This is a genomic window from Micromonospora sp. NPDC047467 (assembly GCF_040643095.1).
Lineage (GTDB): Bacteria > Actinomycetota > Actinomycetes > Mycobacteriales > Micromonosporaceae > Micromonospora.
Map to the genome: position 1 here is coordinate 105727 of NZ_JBEYTO010000005.1, position 19676 is coordinate 125402.

Annotated in this window: 15 protein-coding genes and 2 tRNA genes; 11 read left to right on the plus strand and 6 right to left on the minus strand. The window is 70.9% G+C overall.

Going from position 1 to position 19676, the window contains the following annotated elements; genetic code table 11:
• Positions 1-55: 55 nt before the first annotated feature.
• Together ABZ780_RS15940 and ABZ780_RS15945 are read left to right on the plus strand one after the other, a co-directional pair.
• Positions 56-307 carry a hypothetical protein gene (locus ABZ780_RS15940; RefSeq protein ID WP_357007414.1) on the plus strand — a complete coding sequence of 84 codons (252 nt, stop codon included), beginning with the start codon at positions 56-58 and terminating at the stop codon, positions 305-307.
• A gap of 132 nt (positions 308-439) precedes the next feature.
• Complete coding sequence (locus ABZ780_RS15945; protein ID WP_357007417.1) at positions 440-805, plus strand: WhiB family transcriptional regulator; 366 nt, start codon at positions 440-442, stop codon at positions 803-805.
• 291 nt (positions 806-1096) lie between these two features.
• Here the strand turns inward: ABZ780_RS15945 and ABZ780_RS15950 are convergent, their stop codons facing one another.
• The 3 genes from ABZ780_RS15950 to ABZ780_RS15960 form a co-directional block, all read right to left on the minus strand.
• Complete coding sequence (locus tag ABZ780_RS15950) at positions 1097-2443, minus strand: AarF/ABC1/UbiB kinase family protein (protein ID WP_357486453.1); 1347 nt, start codon at positions 2441-2443, stop codon at positions 1097-1099.
• Entirely contained in the window at positions 2440-3552 is a 1113-nt protein-coding gene (locus ABZ780_RS15955; protein WP_357486455.1) for a TOMM precursor leader peptide-binding protein, read from the minus strand. Before ABZ780_RS15955 ends, ABZ780_RS15950 begins: the two co-directional genes overlap by 4 nt.
• A gap of 205 nt (positions 3553-3757) precedes the next feature.
• On the minus strand, positions 3758-3925 hold the full coding sequence (locus ABZ780_RS15960) for a DUF5679 domain-containing protein (RefSeq protein WP_167517324.1): 168 nt from the start codon (positions 3923-3925) through the stop codon (positions 3758-3760).
• Between the two features lie 511 nt (positions 3926-4436).
• Between ABZ780_RS15960 and ABZ780_RS15965 the strand changes: the two genes are divergently transcribed.
• Positions 4437-4967 (plus strand): M48 family metallopeptidase, encoded by a 531-nt coding sequence (locus ABZ780_RS15965; RefSeq protein WP_357007424.1) that lies wholly within the window; start codon positions 4437-4439, stop codon positions 4965-4967.
• A gap of 558 nt (positions 4968-5525) precedes the next feature.
• Positions 5526-6134, plus strand: a complete 609-nt coding sequence (locus ABZ780_RS15970) for a hypothetical protein (RefSeq protein ID WP_357486457.1) — start codon at positions 5526-5528, stop codon at positions 6132-6134.
• Between the two features lie 101 nt (positions 6135-6235).
• On the opposite strand, the gene ABZ780_RS15975 is transcribed toward ABZ780_RS15970, so the two are convergent.
• On the minus strand, positions 6236-7456 hold the full coding sequence (locus ABZ780_RS15975; protein ID WP_357486634.1) for a zinc-dependent metalloprotease: 1221 nt from the start codon (positions 7454-7456) through the stop codon (positions 6236-6238).
• 184 nt (positions 7457-7640) lie between these two features.
• Here ABZ780_RS15975 and ABZ780_RS15980 point away from each other — a divergent pair, with 184 nt between their 5' ends.
• The 6 genes from ABZ780_RS15980 to ABZ780_RS16005 all read left to right on the plus strand — a co-directional run bounded on the left by ABZ780_RS15980 (position 7641) and on the right by ABZ780_RS16005 (position 13784).
• Positions 7641-8654, plus strand: coding sequence for a PDZ domain-containing protein (locus tag ABZ780_RS15980; RefSeq protein WP_357007432.1), 1014 nt, complete (start codon positions 7641-7643; stop codon positions 8652-8654).
• Between the two features lie 96 nt (positions 8655-8750).
• Positions 8751-11756 carry a UPF0182 family protein gene (locus ABZ780_RS15985; RefSeq protein ID WP_357007435.1) on the plus strand — a complete coding sequence of 1002 codons (3006 nt, stop codon included), beginning with the start codon at positions 8751-8753 and terminating at the stop codon, positions 11754-11756.
• Positions 11757-11948: 192 nt separating this feature from the next.
• Positions 11949-12458: a SigE family RNA polymerase sigma factor gene (locus tag ABZ780_RS15990; RefSeq protein ID WP_357486459.1), complete on the plus strand. Its 510-nt coding sequence runs from the start codon at positions 11949-11951 to the stop codon at positions 12456-12458.
• Positions 12448-13377: a hypothetical protein gene (locus ABZ780_RS15995; RefSeq protein WP_357486461.1), complete on the plus strand. Its 930-nt coding sequence runs from the start codon at positions 12448-12450 to the stop codon at positions 13375-13377. Before ABZ780_RS15990 ends, ABZ780_RS15995 begins: the two co-directional genes overlap by 11 nt.
• A gap of 88 nt (positions 13378-13465) precedes the next feature.
• A tRNA-Met gene (locus ABZ780_RS16000) sits at positions 13466-13539 on the plus strand.
• 171 nt (positions 13540-13710) lie between these two features.
• Positions 13711-13784: transfer RNA gene (locus tag ABZ780_RS16005), tRNA-Met, on the plus strand.
• Between the two features lie 128 nt (positions 13785-13912).
• Here the strand turns inward: ABZ780_RS16005 and ABZ780_RS16010 are convergent.
• Complete coding sequence (locus ABZ780_RS16010) at positions 13913-17680, minus strand: S8 family serine peptidase (protein WP_357486463.1); 3768 nt, start codon at positions 17678-17680, stop codon at positions 13913-13915.
• 161 nt (positions 17681-17841) lie between these two features.
• On the opposite strand from ABZ780_RS16010, the gene ABZ780_RS16015 reads away from it, so the two are divergent.
• Positions 17842-18090, plus strand: coding sequence for a hypothetical protein (locus ABZ780_RS16015; protein ID WP_357007444.1), 249 nt, complete (start codon positions 17842-17844; stop codon positions 18088-18090).
• A 106-nt stretch (positions 18091-18196) separates the two neighbouring features.
• Here the strand turns inward: ABZ780_RS16015 and ABZ780_RS16020 are convergent, their stop codons facing one another.
• On the minus strand, positions 18197-19528 hold the full coding sequence (locus ABZ780_RS16020; RefSeq protein ID WP_357007447.1) for an extracellular solute-binding protein: 1332 nt from the start codon (positions 19526-19528) through the stop codon (positions 18197-18199).
• Between the last annotated feature and the right edge of the window lie 148 nt (positions 19529-19676).

The window sequence follows — 19676 nt, forward strand, 5'->3', positions numbered from 1 at the left end:
GGCTGCTCAAGGGGTCGGTCCAGTCGATTCGAGGAACGTGAGGGAGGTGGCACCCGTGGAGATCTTCACCTATGAGCGTCTGGCGGCGATGCCGTCTGTCCACGCTCCGCTGTCGGCTGTCTGGGTGGCCCTCGCGGCCACGCGACCGTCGGTTCCGCAGGTGCACCAGGTTCAGGCCGAGCTGAACCTGACCGTTGCACCGGCCACCGGAGTCGAGGGGACCAGTGGCTTCACGGGCAAGGGCATCCAGGTCGCCAAGAAGCGCATGGATATCCGCGGCGTTCCACCTCGAGGTAGACCGGTCTGACCATCAGACACCGGCTCACCTTGAGGCCGCGGAACCCGCATACCGGGATCCGCGGCCTTAGTTTTTTGCCCCGCCGAAGTACGTCGGAATGCGATCCACGAGATCGAAGTGTGAGAGAGAGGTGACCGGGCGATGAGTCTGGCGTTGGCCCCCGTCGACTTAACCGTCGAGATGGAGGCGAACCTGCCCTGTCGGAAGTTCGACCCCGACCTGTGGTTTTCCGACTCGCCTGCCGAGCTCGAGCTGGCCAAGTCGCTCTGCGGGGACTGCCCGCTGCGCGTCGAGTGCCTGGCCGGAGCGGTGGAGCGTGCGGAGCCGTGGGGCGTCTGGGGCGGCGAGATCTTCGAGCGTGGCGCGGTCGTTCCGCGCAAGCGGCCCCGTGGCCGTCCGCGTAAGGAGGACGTCGCTCGTGACGCCGCACTTCGGGTCGAGGCCGAGGCGCGCCTGGAGGCCAGTGGGCTCTCCGAGGCGCGTGGCGCGGTCCGGCTGGCAGCCTGACATGTTCCCGACCAGTACCAACTACGCCGGTGCCACATCGGCAGTTAGAGAGACGACGATGTTGAACGTTCCGACTGGAGCCTTCGAGATGCAACTACTCCACGAAGCGTTGTCCCGGGCTCGAATGCGGCGGCCTCAGGCCGGTCGTACCACCACGAGCACTGAGGCAACCCGATCCGCCCGTACCGTCGCCATGAACAGCCGCAACCAGGCGGCCCGCGACCTGGGCATTCTCTAGTACCACCCCACGCAGAAGGGCGGGTGCCAATCGGCACCCGCCCTTCGCGACGTTCAGGCGACCGGCGCGAAGCCGGGCAACCAGCGCTCCAGGATGCTCCGGTACGGGGCCTTCGCCTCCAACTGGCAGAGCACCCCGATCGAGCCCAACGTCACCCGGTGGATGAGCAGGTACGACGGCGGCAGATTGAGCTGCCGGCTCAACTGGTAGGTGGGGGAGCGGGGGCTGGCCAGGCGGGCCGCCTCGCCCCGCAGCCAGGCCCGGGTGAACCGGAATCCGTCAGCTGCGATGGGCTCCAACATCGGGCGGAGGAAGTCGAGCACCCCCTCGGCGTCGATCTGGTCGGCGGAACCGATGAACCCCTCGGACCGTAGCCCCTCCACCACCCCGTCGGCGTCGCCGCGCAGCGCACGGCCGGCGATGCGGCCGATCGGCTCCGGCGTTCCGCCCGGCATGCGGGCCACCGCACCGAAGTCGATCACCCCGAGTCGGCCATCGGGCAGCAGCCGGAAGTTGCCCGGGTGCGGGTCGGCGTGCAGCAGACCGGCCCGCTGCGGCGCGGAGAGGTGCAGCGTCGCCATCAGCCGACCGGCCTCGTCCCGCTGCTCCTCGCTGCCCTCGCGGATGATGTCGGCCAGCGGGGTGCCCGTCACCCATTCGGTGACCAGCACCCGGGGCGACGCCGACACCACCTCCGGGATGAAGATCTCCGGGTCGTCGGCGTACGCCGCGGCGAAGGTGCGCTGCGACTCGGCTTCCAGTTCGTAGTCCAACTCCTCGGTGATCCGCTCGCGCAGCTCGACCAGGAGCGGCTTGACGTCCAGGCCGGGTTGGATGGCCCGGAACATCCCGCCCAGGCGGGAGAGCTGTTTGAGGTCGGCGAGCAGCGCGTCACCCGCTCCCGGATATTGGATCTTGACAGCCACGTCGCGGCTGTTCGGCTCGCCCGACGGGTCGTACCCCGGCTCCCGCCACCGCGCCCGGTGCACCTGGCCGATGCTGGCCGCCGCGGCCGGGGTGTCGTTGAACTCGACGAACCGGTCGCGCCAGTCCGGCCCGAGCTGCTCGGCCAGCACCTTGTGCACGCTGGCGGCCGGCAGCGGCGGGGCGGCCTCCTGAAGCTTGGTCAGCGCCTGCCGGTAGGGCGCGGCGATCTCCTCCGGCAGCGCCGCTTCGAAGACCGACAGCGCCTGGCCGAACTTCATCGCCCCGCCCTTGAGCTGGCCCAACACGCTGAACAGCTGCTCGGCGGTGCGCTGCTGGATCTCCGCGGAGATCACGTCGGAGGCGAGCCCTGTGACGCGCTTACCCATGCCGAGGACGGTCCGACCGGCGAAGCCGAGCGGCAGAGCGGCGAGCTTGGCGGTCCGGGACACGGCCCGGCGCGGGATGTCGGTCACTCGGCCATTGTTACCGACCGGAGGGCCCCGCTGCTGCTCTGCGGCCGGGCTGGTGCCGACAGCCGGCCCCGCGAGCACCCACACGCCGGGTGCGGCGGCCAGCCCCGGCGGCGGAAGCGGCCCGCGCCGGTGATCTCCACAGCGCCGCCCAGCGTCTCCGGGCTGCCTCCATCGAGGTGCGCCAGCACCTCGGACAACGCGTACCCGGTGGCCGCGAGCAGGGTGCCGGTCGCGCCGGCGGCAACGGGGTCGGCCGCGGCGAGTTGGGCGGCGAGCCGGGGCCACACCGGGTCACGGTCGGTCCGGTGCAACTCGATGCAGTGCAGGCACGGCCCGGCAGGTGGGCGGACCAGGGGCCCGATGACCGGTACGCCCTCGCGGAGGGTGACCAGCAGGTGCGGCTGACGACGCTGGGCAAGGCCGGCGGCGAGCAGCGCGGGCGGGCGGTCCGCGCCGAGCTGGATCACCAGGTCCACCCGCGTGGCCCGGACCGGGTGGGTGCCGGTGCCCGGCGCGACGCGGTCGATCGCGGCCCGGACCGCCCCGGCCAGCGGATGGCCCAACTCGGTCGTCGGGATGCCGGTGCCGACCAGGTCGACCGGGCGTACCGAGCCGGTGAGCTGCGGGATCACCTGCCCGACGCCGGACTGGGCCAGCGCAACCGCCAGCGGCCCGCCGAACGCTCCGGCCCCGGCGAGCAGCACCCGGGCCGCCCGCCGTCGACGCAGGACCTGCGCGGGAGTGCCCGGAAGTCGGGCCGCGACCAGGGCCAACGCGCCGGCCTCGGCGGCGAGTCGGGCACGGACCGGCCCGGCAAGGTCGCGGGGGAGCAGGCTGTGCGCGGGCACCAGGAGGCCCGCCGCGCGGAGGGCGTCGAGCAGGGTACGAGCGTCGTCGGCGGTGACCCGGGCCGTGCTCGCGTGGGTCAGCACGGTGCGTTCGCTGCGGGTGCCGTCCAGGAGGTCGAGCAGGTGGGCGGCGCGCGGGTTGGCCAGCTCCAGCAGCACGGCGGGCCCGGGGCCGATGCCGAGCTGGAGGGTGTGCCGGTCCCGCCAGAGCCGGCTGAGGCCGGGAAGCAGCATGGGGCGGGGCAGTGCGGTACGACTCATGATGACGAATCGTGACCGAGCCCCTGCGCTCAGTCGATCGTTGTCCACAGATGGCCGGGCCTGTGTCCAGCACTGTCCACAGGATTTGCCGGGTTATCCACAACCCGCCGGTAGGGGTGTCGGTCACCCGACAGGATCCCTGCCGGTACGGCAACGGGGGGCGGGGTGACCATCGAGCCACCCCGCCCCCCGTTGACCCGTACGGTCAGACCTTCGCCTTGCCGAGGATGCGGTTCACTGTTGTGCCGCATACCGGACACTTGCCCTTGGCCATGTTCATCCCGGTCTTCGAGACCTCCACGTGCCCCTCGAAGTCCCGCTTCTCCTTGCACTTCACGCAGTAACCGTTGTAGCTCTGGGCCTGGTCGGCCACGGTGCCCCTCCTCGTCTCGTCCGCCGGTCAATGCCGTCCCGGCGGGGTGCCCGGCGGCGGGCCACGCGGGGCGCCGGCGCTGGGTCTCATTCGCAGCCACCTTCGTGACCGCTGGTCCGCGGACCCTACCCAGGTCTGGGCGGTTCCATGTCAGCTGTGCATCGGCCTGTGAGCAAGTCGACGTCGAGAGTGTGCATGGCGAATAAGGTCGGATAAGTCAGTTTGGCGGGGACACGCCGACCAAACCCTCACAGACACCCGTGCGAGTGCCCCCGCGGCACTGCGGAGCACGATGATCACCTACGGTGGAGGGAGGCGCGCGGCGTCGCCATCGGTGTTCACCAAGGGTGACGAGATGGCCTGACGACGGCCTGGCCAAGAAATTTTCGGGACGCCGGGCGACCAATCGCCATTTTCTGGGCGCGTGTCGGGTGGTTGACTCTTGCGGACCCCTGGTCAGTACGCATTAGCTTTCCTTCGTGACACGTAGCCGAGGCTGCGCGAGCCAGTGATGGCGGGGACGCGTAAGCCGGTCGTCGAGGTACGGCGCAGCCAGCGCCGGCGACGCACGGTGTCTGCGTACCGTGATGGTGAGCGGGTCGTCGTCCTCATTCCGGACCAGTTCTCCCGGGCCGAGGAGAGCGAGTGGGTCGACCGGATGTTGGCCCGACTCGCCGCCCGCGAGGGTCGGCTGGCCCGCTCCGACGCCGAGCTGGTAGCCCGGGCCACCCGCCTGATCGACCTCTACCTCAGCGGGTACGGCGAGAAGGCGGTGCCCGCCAGCGTCCGGTGGGTCACCAACCAGAACGGCCGCTGGGGCTCCTGCACGCCCGCCGATCGCAGCATCCGGATCTCCCACCGCGTGCAGGACATGCCCGAGTGGGTGATCGACTACGTGCTGCTGCACGAGCTGGCCCATCTCATCGTGCCCAGCCACAACGCCCGCTTCTGGGCGCTGGTCGGCCGCTACCCCAGGACCGAACGAGCCCGCGGCTACCTCGAAGGTGTCGCCGCCGCCTCCTGCGCCCCGGTCCCCACCTGACCTCATCCGCAAGCCCGTGCCCAACCAGCCCCGCCGGCCCCCCGCTGGTCCTCGCGCCGTCGGCGGCTGACCTCGCTGTCGGCCCGCTGATCTCTCGCCGTTCCGCGCCGGTTCGCGCTGTTCCGCGCTGTTCCCGCCGGTCCGCGCCGTTCCTCGCGCCGGCGGCCCGCTGATCCCCCGCCGTGGGCCCGTTGGCTCCAGCCGTCCGCCCGCCAGTCCTCGCGTCCACGTCTGTTGCCGCCCCTTTTGCCCTGACTCTGTTTGGGTGACGCCCCGCCTGGGCGGTCGTCTTCGGTGATCGACTCCGTTTCGCCGACATGGGGGTATCCGCGACTTGGGACACCCCCATGTCGCCGATACGGAGTCGATCATGCTCGCCCGAGGGCAGGGCAGGGCAGGGCAGGGCAGGGCAGGGCAGGGCAGGGCAGGGCAGGGCAGGGCAGGGCAGGGCAGGGCAAGCCGAGGTCGGTGCTGTGCTGGTGCGGGCCGGGCGGGCTCGGCGCGAGGGCGGGCCGGGTGGGTTCGGCGCGTGGGCGGGCAGGGCGCTAGGGTCGGAATGTGGCACGACGGGTAGTGGTGGCGTTGCTCGGGCCGGTCAACTGGTCGCCGCCCGGCGTCGACCGGGCGGAGTGGCGAGCCGCGCTCGCGGAAGACGTCATCGACCTGCTCGCCACGCTCAACGAGGTGGAGGTCGCGGTCGCGGTGACCCCGGCCGATCGTGCTCTGGCCGACGCGCTGGTGTGGCCGGGCACGGCCGTGTACGAGGTGGCTGAGCCGTCGCCGAACGCCGTGTTCGCGCTGCTGGACGGCTACGACCAGGCGGCGGTGCTCGCGGGTGACGTGCCGAATCTGCCCGCGCTGACCGTCGGCAAGCTGCTGCGCCCGCTCACCACCCGACCGGTCGCGGTCGCTCCGGCGGAGGGTGCCGACCCGGGCCTGCTCGGGGTTGCTGTGCGACTGCCGGTGCCGGGCTGGCTGCCCCCACTGGACCTGGACACTGCGACGCCGGTCGACGCGCGTGCCGGTGCCCCTCGACCCGGCGACGTGGTCGTCACCGCCGGCTGGCGACGGCTGCGCGGCCCGGCTGATCTGGCCACGCTGGACGAGGCCTTCGAGGGCTGGGAAGCGACCCGTGCCCTTCTGTCGGGCTCGGGCCGACCCGCCTGACCCTGCCACGACTCCGCGCGGTGACGGAGTAGCGGCCGACCCGCTGTCCGAGCCCAGGCCGGGTGCCCGCACAGATCGACGGCGGGCACCCGGCTCAGGCGTCAGGACTTGGCGTCGCCCTCGCCGTCGGTTTCGTCGGGCTGGCCCGGGGCCTTCTCCTCCGCACCGCCGGGAGCGGTGAAGTCGAAGCTGTCCAGCTCGCTCAGGTCCATGTCGTTCATGGCGAAGGCCACCGGGTCGGCGAAGTCGTCGTCGGACGGGAGTAGGTCCGGGTGACCCCAGACGGCGTCCCGGCCGGCGATGCCGCGGTGCTCGGTGAGCGCGGCCCAGAGGGCAGCCGCCTCGCGCAGCCGGCGCGGGCGCAGCTCCAGGCCGACCAGCGCGGCGAAGGTCTGCTCGGCGGGACCGCCGGCGGCGCGACGGCGCCGGAACGCCTCGCCCAGCCGGACGACGTTGGGCAGCCGCTCGCTGGCGGCGCTGTCCACCACGTGGCACACCCAGCCCTCGACCAGGGCCAACGCGGTTTCCAACCGGGCCAGCGAGGCCTTCTGCGCCGGGCTGTCCTCCGGGGTGAAGATGCCCTCCAGGGCGATCGCCTGCATCGACTCCGGGTCGGTCGGGTCGACCCGGCCCATCGCCTCCTCGATCGCCTCCCGGTTGACCCGGATGCCCGAGGCGTACATCTCCACCGCGCTGAGCACGTGCCCGCGCAGCCACGGGACGTGCTGGAACAGTCGCTGGTGGGCGGCTTCACGCAGCGCCACGTAGAGGCGTACCTCGTCCTCGGGCAGCTCCAGACCCTCGCCGTACGCGCGGATGTTGGCCGGGATCAGCGCGGCCGTGCCGGCCGGGCCGAGCGGCAGCCCGATGTCGCCGGCGGAGAGCACCTCGGCGGCGAGCGAGCCGAGGGCCTGCCCCAACTGGCCGCCGAAGAGGGCGCCACCGAGGGTCGCCACCATCGACTGCATGGGGCCGAGCTGGGCGCGGGCCTCCGGTGGCACCAGGTCGCCCATCGCGCCGACCATCCGGCTGGCCACCGGGTCGCAGAGCTTGCGCCACACGTCCAGCGTCTTGAAGATCCACTCATTGCGGTTCCAGGCCACCGGGGTCTGGATGCCCGTCGGCCACGACGAGGCCGGCTCCAACCACAGGTCGGCCAGGCGCAATGCCTCCTCGACGGCGTTGCGCTCGTACGGCGACACCGCCGGGTCGCCGGCGGCGGCGAGCTGGCTGGCTGCTACCTGCCGAGCCAGGTCCCAGTTGACCGGCCCGCTGCCCGGCGCGGAGAGCAGGTGCTGCAACTGCGACATGAACTGCTGCATCTGCGCGGGATCGTTGGGGTCTGGTGGTTGCCCACCCGGGAGCGCGAAACCGAACGGAATATCAGGCACGACGTCTACGGTACGCGGGCCGAGCCCCAGGTAGCCGCCCCTGGCGTTGCGCTGAGGGCGAAGTCGCGTGGCGCATCCGGCAGACCGGCCCCGGGCGATCGGTACGCTCTGCCGCATGAGACGTCGTGGCCTGACGGTCCTGCTCGGTGCCCTGTTCACCGCTCTGCTGAGCGTCGGGGTGCTCCGGGTGCCGATCCCGTACGTGGTGCTCGGCCCGGGCCCGACGGTCAACACCCTCGGTACGGCCGACGGTAAGGAGGTCATCCAGGTCACCGGACGGGAGACCTCCACGTCCGCCGGTCAGCTCCGGCTGACGACGGTGGGGGTGCAGCCCACCGTGCGGCTGCGATCGGCGATCGCCGGCTGGTTCTCCGACGACGAGGCGGTGGTGCCGCGCGAGTTGGTGTACCCGCCGGGGGAGTCGACGGAGCAGGTCGAGCAGCGCAACGCCGAGGATTTCAAGGTGTCGCAGAGCAGCGCCGAGACCGCCGCGTTGCGCGAGTTGGGCTTCCCGGTGCAGGTGGTGGTCAAGACGGTGGCGGCGGACGGCCCGTCCGCCGGGTTGCTGAAGGTCGGCGACGTGGTCACCTCTGTCGACGGCCAGCCGGTGCCGGTGGCCCCGAAGCTCACCGAGCTGATCCGGGCCAAGCCGGCCGGTACGGCCCTGACCATCGGCTACACCCGCGACGGCGCGCCGGCCACCGCGACGGTGACCAGCCGTGAGCAGGACGGCCGGCCGCGGATCGGCGTCGAGATCGACCAGCAGCAGCCGCACCCGTTCACGCTCAGCATCGACCTGGGTGACATCGGCGGCCCGAGCGCCGGGCTGATGTTCGCCCTGGGCATCGTGGACAAGTTGACCCCGGCCGACCTCACCGGCGGCAAGATCATCGCCGGCACCGGCACCATCGACGACGAGGGCACGGTCGGCCCGATCGGCGGGATCGCCCAGAAGTTGGTTGGCGCGAAGCGCGCCGGGGCCAAGGTGTTCCTGGTGCCGGCGGACAACTGCGCCGAGGCGGTCCGCAATCCGCAGCCCGATCTGCCGCTGCTGCGGGTGGGGTCGCTGGACGAGGCGATGACCGCGCTGGAGACGCTGCGCTCGGGGGGCCAGCCGACCCGCTGCTGACGCTCGTGACCGTGTCCGGACACGTTCAGGAACACCCCGTACTCTGGGTGCCTGGTCGGAGCCGATCACATCGAGCGTGCGGAGCCAACAGTGGTAATGCGTAGCAGCACCCCCCTACCGAAGATGAGTAGGCGCGGACGCGTCACCATCGCCGTCCTGGTGGGGGTCTTCGTGCTCTTCACCCTGCTGGGCTGGGGTGTTCAGGCCTGGACGGACTGGCTCTGGTTCGATGAGGTCCGCTACACCGAGGTCTTCACCGGTGTGCTGTTCACCCGGCTGCTGCTCTTCCTCGCCATCGGTCTCGGCATGGCCGTGATCGTCGCCGGCAACCTGTGGCTGGCCCACCGGCTGCGCCCGCGGTTGCGCCCGCACTCGGTCGAGCAGGCCGCCCTGGAACGCTACCGGATGGTGCTCAGCCCGCGCCTCGGCACCTGGATCGCGCTGACCGCCGTCGTGATTGGCCTCTTCGCCGGCCTGTCGGCACAGAGTCGGTGGAACCAGTGGCTGCTCTTCCGCAACGGTGGCGACTTCGGGGTCAAGGACCCGGAGTTCGGGGTGGACATCGGCTTCTACGTCTTCCAGCTGCCGTTCTGGCGTTACCTGCTCGGCGTCGGCTTCACCGCGGTGGTGTTGGCTCTGATCGGCGCGCTGGCGGTGCACTACCTCTTCGGCGGGGTCCGCCTCCAGGGTGTCGGGGACCGCATGACCAACGCGGCACGCGCTCACCTGAGCAGCCTGGTGGCGGCCTTCGTGCTGCTCAAGGCCGTCGCGTACGTGCTGGACCGGCGGGCGATGCTGCTGGAGTACAACGAGGGCGCCAGGCTGTACGGCGCTGGCTACGCCGACGTCAACGCGTTGCTGCCGGCGAAGGAGATCCTGGCGTACATCTCGATCGTGGTGGCCATCGCGATCATTGTGTTCTCCAACGCCTGGATGCGGAACCTGGTCTGGCCGGGCATCTCGCTCGCCCTGCTCGGTGTCTCCGCGGTGGCCATCGGCGGCATCTACCCCTGGGCGGTGCAGACCTTCGAGGTCAAGCCGAGCCTCAAGGACAAGGAAGCGCCGTACATCCAGCGCAGCATCGACGCGACCCGGGCGGCGTTCGGGCTGGGGGCCACCGAGACGACCCCGTACGCGGCGAGCAACCTCAACCCACCGGCGAGCCTGGCCACCGACACCTCGGTCGTGTCGAACGTGCGGCTGCTCGACCCGCAGCTGGTCAGCGAGACGTACACCCAGCTCCAGCAGGTGCGTGGCTTCTACGACTTCGGCCCCAAGCTGGACATCGACCGCTATGGGGTGAACGGGAAGGTCTCCGACTACGTGGTCGGCGTCCGAGAGATCAACTATGGCGAGCTGACCGACCAGCAGAACACCTGGATCAACCGGCACACCGTCTACACCCATGGGTTCGGGCTGGTGGCCGCCCCGGCCAACCAGGTGGTCTGCGGCGGGCAGCCGTTCTTCGTCTCCGGCTTCCTCGGCGAGCGCACCCAGGAGGCGTGCTCCTCGCAGACCGAGCAGATCCCGGCCAAGCAGCCGCGCATCTACTACGGCGAGCGGATGGCGGCCGACGACTACGCGATCGTCGGCCAGTCCGACCCGAACAAGAAGGCCGAGTTCGACCGGCCGGTCGGTGAGGGTGGCGGCGAGTCCTACACCTACACCGGTGAGGGCGGCGTCGAGATCGGCTCCTTCGCCCGGCGGCTGCTGTACGCCATCAAGGAGCAGGAGACGAACTTCCTGCTCTCCGAGGCGGTCAACGAGGACTCCAAGCTGCTCTACGTGCGTAACCCGCGGGACCGGGTGGAGAAGGTCGCGCCGTTCCTCACCCTGGACGGCGACCCGTACCCGGCGGTCGTGGACGGTCGGGTGCAGTGGATCGTCGACGGCTACACCACGGCGGCCACCTACCCGTACGCCGAGCGGGTCAACCTCCAGACCGAGACGACCGACGAGCTGACCAACCGGGGCACCTTCCAGCTGGCCCGGGAGAACGTCAACTACATGCGCAACTCGGTGAAGGCCACCGTCGACGCGTACGACGGCACGGTGAAGCTCTACGAGTACGACGACACCGACCCGGTGCTCAAGGCATGGAACAAGGCGTTCGGCGGCGACCTGATCCTGCCGAAGGCGGACATCCCGGTCGAGCTGAGCGAGCACCTGCGCTACCCGGCGGACATGTTCAAGGTGCAGCGCAACCTGCTCACCAAGTTCCATGTGACCAACCCGGGCGACTTCTACTCCGCACAGGACTTCTGGCAGGTGCCCAACGTGCCGGACGCCCCGGACAGCGGCCAGAAGCAGCCCCCGTACTACCTGTTCACCCAGTTCCCGGGGCAGGAGAGCCCTCGGTTCCAGCTCACCTCCGCGGTCACCCCGAACGGCAGGCAGAACCTGGCCGCGCTGATCTCCGGGTCGTACGTCGACGGGAAGCCCCGGCTGGAGGTGTTGGAGCTGCCGGACCAGACCCGAATCTCCGGCCCGGTGCAGGTGCACCAGCAGATGACCAACAACGCGAACATCCGTCAGCAGCTCAACCTGCTCTCCAGCAACCAGGCGCAGGTGCATTACGGCAACCTGCTCTCGCTGCCCTTCGCCGACGGCATGCTCTACGTCGAGCCGGTCTATGTGAAGAGCAACCAGCAGGACGCGTACCCCCTGTTGCAGAAGGTGCTGCTCTCCTACGGTGACGGCGGCTCGTTCGTGGCGCTCGCCGACAACATCAACGACGGCATCAAACAGTTGGTCGACCAGGGTAAGCGGGCCGGGCAGGCGACGCCGCCTCCGACCACCGGGGGTAACCCGACGACGCCGTCACCCACGACGACGCCCACGACGCCGCCCACGCCCGGTGGCGAGGAACCGCCGCTGACCGGCGATCTGGCCGTCGCGGCCGAGCGGGTGCAGACCGCCATCACCGAGGTCCGGGCCGCGCAGACGTCCGGTGACTTCGAGCGGTACGGCCGCGCGCTCAAGGCTCTGGACGAGGCGCTCACCGCGTTCCAGCAGGCACAGCAGGCGGTCAACCCGGCCGGTACGCCGAGCGGTAGCGCACCGCCGCCGTCGCCGAGCGGCAGCCCGAGCGCGGGCGGCTGACCGCCTACCGGGAAGCACCTCGCGGAGCCCCCGCCGTCGGACCTCATCCGGTCCTGACGGCGGGGGCTCCGCCGTGTTCGCGCGGTATGCCCGCCTGTCGCCTCTCCGACAGCTTTAGTCCGGCCGACCCGCAACCCACGACACCTGGCCGCCGTCCTCACTGCAACGGGGCGCGGACGAGGGGGAACAGTCGTGAGGGATGCGCAGAGCTTTGACGAGTTCTATCGCAGCACCGCCCGGCGGATGATGCGGTACGGCTACGCGGTGGCCGGTGACCACACCGAGGCGCAGGACCTGGTGCAGGAAGCCTTCACCCGGGCCTGGCGGCAGTGGGGGCGGCTGTCGGAGCATCCGGCGCCCGAGGCGTGGCTGCGGCTGGTGGTGTCCCGGCTCGCGAACGACCGCTGGCGGCGCCTGCACCGCTGGCGGGTGGTGCTCAGTCGTTCCGGGCCGCCACCGACCGCGCCAGCACCGAGCGAGAACGGGGTGCTGCTGGTCCGCGCGCTCCGCCAACTGCCCGCCACGCAGCGACAGGCGCTGGCCCTGCACTACCTCTTCGACATGCCGGTCGAGGAGATCGCCCGGGAGACCGACGTACCGGTCGGCACCGTCAAGTCCTGGTTGTCCCGGGGCCGGGCCCGACTGGCCGCGCTGCTACCCGACCTCCGCACCGAGGAACTGGAGGCGAACGATGTCAGCTGAGATCTCAGACCTGTACCGGTCGCTCACCGTCGTCGCCGACGGCGTGGAGGTGACCCGCCCCGAGTTGGTCCGACGGCGCGCCGACCGGCGGGCCAGGATCCGGGTCGCCAGCACCGCCGTCGCGGTGGTGGTGCTGCTCGGCGGGGTGGCCGTCGGCGGACGACTGGCGTTCTCGGCGGACGGATCCGCGCCGCTGCCGCCACCGGCCGACACGCCCGGCCCGCTGCCGACCGGGCCGGCCCTCCGGCCGTCGCCGTCTGTCCCACCAACGCTGTCGGCGTCACCGACACCGCCGGACAGCACGTCGGGTGGTAGCCCGCCAGTCTCGACAACCGGCCCGGCGGTGCCCCGAACGCCCACCTCGATCCCGGACCGAGCCTTCTTCTCGTTGGCGGCGGCCAATGAGCGAGGTCTGGAGTCGTGGACGAAGTCGGAGGTGTTGCCGAAGCTCTGCGCGGCCAACTATCCCAGTGACTCCGCCGTGGTCCAGCGCCGCGGTCGGTTCCTGGCCTACAAGCGGCCGGAGTCACCGGCGGAGAGTGTGCCGGACGGCAGCTACCGGCACACCATCACGATCTACCGCGCCGGCCGGGCCGACGACGTGTTGCGGGAGTTGCGGCAGGCCGTTCGCGACTGTCCCGTCCAGAAACTGTCCGACGGCACCAGGACGTGGCGGCAGCGGCTACTGGCCTCCGGGGAGTACGGGGACGAGTCGGTGCTGTTCGAGATGCGGTCTCCGTATCCGGACGGGATGGGCGAGCCGGGTGCGGAGGAGGTGCGGCTGGTCCGGGCGGTCCGGATCGGCGACGTGGTGACGGTGCTCTGGGAGCAGGGTTGGGAGCACACCACCGCCGAGCGCGCCCGGGTCGATGCCGACAGTCGACGGGCGGTGGCGGCGATCGAGAGCTGGCTCGACTGACAGCGGCCCAGGTCAGAGGTGTCGGCGGCAGCGGTATCGGAGTCGCTTTGCGGTGCCCCGGGTCGGTGCGCTACGGTTAGTGAACCGACGCGGGGTGGAGCAGCTCGGTAGCTCGCTGGGCTCATAACCCAGAGGTCGCAGGTTCAAATCCTGTCCCCGCTACGAGAGAAGTGTCGAAGGCCCGCCTCCGGATCCGGAGGCGGGCCTTCGGTGTTTCCCACGCGTGCCAAAGGGCCGACAGCGGGCGGCTCCGGGGCCGCGCCGGCGGTCCGCGGCCGATGACGACCCCACTGATCATCGCGGGGATCCGATGGGTTAGTCTTAACCAGTCGACGCGGGGTGGAGCAGCTCGGTAGCTCGCTGGGCTCATAACCCAGAGGTCGCAGGTTCAAATCCTGTCCCCGCTACAAATGGAAATAACATGAGTCCGGCCCCCACGATGTGGGGGCCGGACTCATGTGGTGCCTGTGCCGGATGAGCGGCCTCGAAGGGGCCGGTGCGCGCCGAGGCGGGCACCGGCCCCTTCTCGCGGGTGTTACCTGAGGCCGAAGGCCCGGGTGACGGTCTGGCTGACGCCGCCGCCGTTGCGCTGCTTGGCGGTGACCCGGATGGACACGAAGTCGGCCCGGTTCGGCGCGTTCAGGGACGCCTGCCAGGTGCCGTTCTCCTCGTTCAGGTCCTGCCGCTGCCAGGTGGCCCCGTCGTCGTAGGAGACCTCGAACCTGACCGAGGAGACCGGGTCCTGGGCGGCGGGGCCGCCCACCACCACGGGCACGATGGACAAGTCGCTCCTGCGCTTCGCCCGGCCGGTGGTGTCCACATCGGCTTCGTAGTCCAGTTGGAGCAGCGGGACGGCCTGCACTCCCTCGGCGGCGCCGGAGACGAAGCTCCACTCGGTGTGGGTGGCAGTCGAGTACGGGCCGAAGTTGGGATCGCCCTTCGTGTCGACGACCAGTCGGTATGGCAACGTGGCCGGCGCCAGCGAGTCGACGAAGAACTCCGCCACGCCTTCGGCCTGGCGCAACTGCTTGTCACCCTGGTAGAAGGTGATCTTCTGTGGCAGCACGGACCCGCCGCTGTGCGCGGCTCCCGCGTCGCTGAACCCCTGGATGTACGCGCTGAGCCAGGTGTCACCGCGGCCCGGGATGTCGTTGCTGAGCAGACGCGGCCGAATGATGGGCCCGAACCAGCGGTCCTTCTGCACGCTGCCCGGCCGGTAGCTCACCTCCTCCGTGTACGACTGCGTCCAGTTGACAACCGCGGTCGACTGCTGCCACCTGACGTCGCTGCCCGTGGAAACCCAGTCGGTACGCGGCCCGGGGGAGACCGGCTCGGTCGGGAAGGGGCGACCCGCCGAGTACTCGTACGGCGGGAAGTCCACCCGGTTCTCGGTGGCCTGCTTCCCCGGGGGCGGGCTGAAGGTGAGATCGATCCGGGCGAGATCGCGGGGACCGGTCTTGGCGGAGGGATCGTCGGGCACCCCTTGACGGTGGTAGTCGACCAGGTCGTACAGGTATTTCGGCGCGGGGTGGGCCACCACATCGAGCCGTACGGTGTGCCGGCCCGCAGCGGTGATCTTCTGGATCAGCGCTTCGCCCTCGTCCAGGGTCACCGAGGCGACGGGAATCGGCCCGGTCGTCACGCCGTCGGGGTTGCCGTACCAGTCGCTCTTGCGGCCCGGACGGTCGTTGACCACGATGAGCAGCGCGGCACCGGCGGAGTGCGCCGCCGCCGCCTGATCCGTGGGGCTCACCGACTCGTTGCCGCGTACGACCACGGCCCTGCCACGGGCGGACCGGCCGGCGTAGTCGGCCTTCGCGCCGTTACCAGCGAAGATGGCGTCCAGGCGCGAGGTGCCGTCGGGCAGCGGCCGTGAACCAGGCTGCACGAGAGGGTCGCTTAGGCGACGGCCGCCGTAGGTGACCGCCAGCGGCGTCTGCTCGGCGCGAATCCTGGTGGTGAAGACGAAGCTGCCCTTCTTCACCTTGTTGGTCGGCAGTGCCCACAGGCTGTCGTACGTGGCACTGGGAAAGATCGTCTCGCGCAGGGCGTTCCAGTCGGTTGGCGTCGGCTCGCTTGCGGTGAAGGAGCGGTAGACGTCGATCCTGCTGTTGGCGACGGTGGTCGGTTGGGGTGTGGCCACTTTGACCTGCCGTGCCCGTGAGGCGTCGAGTTCCACGACCCGATCGGTCGTCAGGTCGACCTCCGGAGCGGTCAGCATCGCGAGCCCGAGGGAGCGGGGGCCGTTGAGGCCCTCCACGTCCGCGGCGGTGACGACCGTGTAGGAGCCGGGCGCCCAGCGGCTGGTGAGGCTTCCGTCCCGGACCCACATGAAGGTGGAGACGCCGTCGGCGCTGACGATCTCCGCCTCGCCGCTCATGGCCCGTCCGGCGCGGTCCCTCAGGCGGATGGTGAGGTCGTACTTCTTGGATTCGATGGCGACCCCGACGGCCGTGTGCACCGTACCGGCCGCGAAGCGTGCCGTGACCTGGCCGGAGTACCGGCCCGCCGGGAGTCCCTTGGGGTTCACCACGACGTCGACCGTCGAGCTTCCGCGTGCTGGCACGGTGACGCGGTTGGCGGCTGCCGCGAACGTCGGTGCGGGGGACGTGCCACTGTCGACGGAGAGGTCCAACGTCACCGGGTTGGCCGTGGTGTTGGTGTAGGTGATCTTCCGCTTGATCGGCTGCTGCTGCGTACCGGTCGAGGATGGGACGAGCCCCGCGTCCACCGATCCGGTCGCGATGACCTGGTCCTGCCGGTAGGCGGCGGCGACGTCGAGCCGACCACTGCCGGCCTGGTAGGCGTCGTAGTCCGGCGTACGCGCGCTGGTGCTCATCAGAGCGTCCTTGATCTGCTGCCCGGTCCACGTCGGGTGCTTCTGAGCCAGCAGGGCGGCGGCCCCGGCGACGTGAGGTGCCGCCATGGACGTGCCGCTGTCGACGTAGTAGTAGCCCTCACCGTCCGTGTGCTGCGAGCGTGCCGCGAGCACGTCCACGCCGGGAGCGGTCATGTCGGGCTTGAGAGCCTCGTCGTTCATGCGCGGCCCGGCGCTGGAGAAGCCGGCCAGGCGGTCGGAGGCGTCCACCGCGCCGATGGTGAGCGCGGCGTCCGCGGTGCCCGGCGCACCAAGGGTGTACGGGTCGGGTCCGCTGTTGCCGGCCGAGACGACGAAGAGCGCCCCCGTCTCGGCGGTCAGCTGGTTGACGGCCTGGCTCAGCGGGTCGTCCTGGGTGTGCCATGCGCTGACGCCCAGGCTCTTGTTGATCACTCGGGCGCGTTCGGTCCGCGCCGCCCACTCCATGCCCGCGATGATCCCCGAGATCGTCCCGCCTCCGTCCTGGTCGAGGACCTTGCCCACGACCAGGTCGGCACCGGGAGCGACCCCGCGCTCCTTGCCGCCGGAGGCGGCACCCGTGCCCGCGACGGTCGAGGCGGTGTGCGTGCCGTGCCTGTTGCGGTCGATGACGTCGTCGCCGGGGATGAAGCTCCGGGACGCCACGATGCGGTTCACGAGGTCCGGATGGGTGGTGTCCACTCCGGTGTCCAGGACGGCGACCCGTACGCCGCTGCCAGTGCCCCCCGCGGCCCAGGCGGCGGGTGCGCCGATCTGTGCGGTGGTCTCGGCGAGGGCTGCCTTCGCCTTGCCGTCGAGCCACACCTTGTCGACGCCGGCCGTGAAGGAGGGCTCCGACGTGGCAGCACTCCGGCCCGTCGACGACTGCCCGCCGCTGGTGAGGGCCGACCAGAAGTCGGCGGCCTGCGACCTGCGGGTGCGGATCGCCTCACCCCCGACGGAGGAGAGGTCCAGCGTGGTCCGTGCGCCCGGCAGTGTGGTGCCGGTCCTGAGCTTCGCCGAGCCCGCCGTACGGGTGACGATCAGGGGGAGTTCGCTGGCCCGCGCGTCGTCGTAGCCCTGCGCGATCAGTTGGGTGACGTCGAAGAGCTGCTTGTCGAGTCGACCGGTCGCGAGGTAGGGCGTTGCCTGGTCGGGGTACACGTAGGTGTCCCCGCCTTCGGTGGTGATGCGCACGGAGCCCATGGCGCCCGGGGGGCGCTTGACGTCCACCGTGGGGGGTGCACCGTTGACGCCCGGGGTCACCGTCACCTTGTCGCCGGTGATCAGCGTGACTGTGACGGGTGTGCGGTGCGCGTTGGCGGTTGCGGTCGGTGTGACCGGAGGTGGTGGGGCGCCGTGCGCCGCCGTGGGGGTGACGAGAGCGGCGATGAGGGTGACGCCGACCGCTGCTGCCGCAGATCTCCGGGTGAGAGAGGGCGGCAACAGACATCTAAAGTTGACCATGGTCGGATCTGATCATCCGCGGCGATACGTGTAAAGATCATCGTCTTTGCCGGGAGGTTGCAAGATTGTTGCGCGCCACCCGGCGTACCCCTGGAAGATCTCGCCCATGGTTCGGCGTGGACCGACGTGCCCAGGTTGCGCGCTTCGGCGAGGATGGGCACATGTCTTCATTCGGCAAGTGGTGGGGCCGGCTCAGCGCGGTCCTTGGCGGGGTTGTCCTCGCGGTTTTCGTGCCCGTCGCGGCGTGGGCGTCCACGGGCACCGGCGAGCTGGTGGTGGAGGCCGCCCGACGGCGGTCCCGGGGTGGCTTCGGTTTTCTCGGCCTGCTCTGCTGCCTCGTGGTGGTGGCGATCATCGTGTTCCTGCTGCTGCGCCTGACGCGCGGCCGCCGGGGTGGCCCGCCGCGCTGACCCGTCGCCCGCGCGGCCTGCCGCTGATGGCAGCTGACTGCCGGCCGCCGTGCGGGCTGTCAGCTCATCGCCGGGCGGCGGGCCGTGCCGGTCGAGCCGCCGGTGGTCACGCCGCCAGGGCGGCGTTGGCCTGGGCGAGAAAACGCGAGGTGGCCGCGCGCGTGCCGGCCCGCCCGCCGCGGATGCTCTCCGCGGCGGCGACCAGCAGGGTACGCACCTTCGCGTGCCCCTTCGGCGGCGGCGCGGGCGCCGGCCCGAGCTGGTCGGCGATGCTGGCGCCGAACGCGGAGGCGCGCTGCTGAGCTGGGTCGGTGATGCTGCCCTCGGTGTACCGACGCACGGCGATGCTGGCGTTGAGGCCGCGTTCGTGGCCGAGAACGGTGCCGACCTCGCCGTTCGTGGTCAAAAAGTTGATCACGTCGATGACGGTGTCCGGGTGGCGGGTGCCGCGGAACGCGGACCAGTACATCGACGCCCTCGCCCACTGCGCGCCCGGCGGGCCGGGAAAGCCCACCACGCCCAGCTCCGAGTCGGTGAGTCGCTGTAGTTCCGGTAGCTGGTGGGACCAGGCGAAGGACGCGGCGGTCAACCCGGTGACCACCGGCTGCCGGGCCGGCTCCCCACCGTCAACCTGCTCGACCAGAGCAGCGCCCGGCGTGGCCCGCCCGCTGCGGGCCCGCTGCCACAGCTCGAACCAGGCGATCAGCTCGTCGGCGCCGAAGCCGACCTGCCGCCCCCGATAGAACTCGCCGCCCTGCGAACGCAGCCACAGCCAGAGGGCGCGATAGTCGCCGGACGCGTCGACCGTGCCGGCCACCCGCCCGTCGCTGGCCTCGGTGACCTGCTCGGCCCAGGAGATGTAGTCCGCCCAGGACATCCCGGCGCGTGGCTCGGGCACCCGCAGCTCGCTCAGCAGGTCACGGTTGAAGACCACGGCCGCGTGGGTCTGCCCGGCGGCCACCGCCATCGTCCGGCCCTCCACGGTGCCGCAGCGGACCAGGCCGTCCGGCAGGCCGCGCAGATCCAACCGGTGATCGACGACCCGTTCGGTGAGGTCGAAAACGATCTCACGTTGGGTGTACTCGGCCAGCACAGCGTCGTCGAGCTGGATCAGATCCGGCACGTTGCCGCCGGCAGCCTGGGTGGCCAGCCGGTCGTAGTAGCCGTCGGCGCCCTGCCAGGTGACCCGGAAGGTGACCCGGGGGTTGCGCTCCGAGTAGAGCCGCAGAACCTTCTCGGTCAACTCGGCCCGTCTCGGCCCACCCCACCAGAAGACCGACAGCTCGACCGGCCCGTCCTCGGTCGACGTGGCGGATTCGTCGCTGCACCCGGCCAGCCCGCCCGTGGCCAGCAGAGGCGCGCCGAGCAGGGCGGTCAGCACTCGGCGCCGGCCCGGGTCGGCGCCGAGGCGGGCGAACGGAGGACGAACAACGGGCACGGGGTCTCCTGGCACTGCGGGCGGGGTCGGACCATTCACGCAGGCGTCGCAGTTGGGTGTCAACGTCCGTCCGGTCACCCCTCCCGACCGGGCTCCGGTGTGGGTGGCCAAAACGGGCCCGCCGGTGCCGCGTGGTGTACTAGGGCGC

Bases quoted from the DNA above. Each gene is read 5' to 3' on its own strand.
- ABZ780_RS15945 (WP_357007417.1), top strand. From the start codon at position 440: ATGAGTCTGGCGTTGGCCCCCGTCGACTTAACCGTCGAGATGGAGGCG.
- ABZ780_RS15985 (WP_357007435.1), top strand. From the start codon at position 8,751: ATGCGTAGCAGCACCCCCCTACCGAAGATGAGTAGGCGCGGACGCGTC.
- ABZ780_RS16015 (WP_357007444.1), top strand. From the start codon at position 17,842: ATGTCTTCATTCGGCAAGTGGTGGGGCCGGCTCAGCGCGGTCCTTGGC.
- ABZ780_RS16010 (WP_357486463.1), bottom strand. From the start codon at position 17,680: ATGGTCAACTTTAGATGTCTGTTGCCGCCCTCTCTCACCCGGAGATCT.
- ABZ780_RS15965 (WP_357007424.1), top strand. From the start codon at position 4,437: ATGGCGGGGACGCGTAAGCCGGTCGTCGAGGTACGGCGCAGCCAGCGC.
- ABZ780_RS15995 (WP_357486461.1), top strand. From the start codon at position 12,448: ATGTCAGCTGAGATCTCAGACCTGTACCGGTCGCTCACCGTCGTCGCC.
- ABZ780_RS15980 (WP_357007432.1), top strand. From the start codon at position 7,641: ATGAGACGTCGTGGCCTGACGGTCCTGCTCGGTGCCCTGTTCACCGCT.
- ABZ780_RS15975 (WP_357486634.1), bottom strand. From the start codon at position 7,456: ATGCAGCAGTTCATGTCGCAGTTGCAGCACCTGCTCTCCGCGCCGGGC.
- ABZ780_RS15955 (WP_357486455.1), bottom strand. From the start codon at position 3,552: ATGAGTCGTACCGCACTGCCCCGCCCCATGCTGCTTCCCGGCCTCAGC.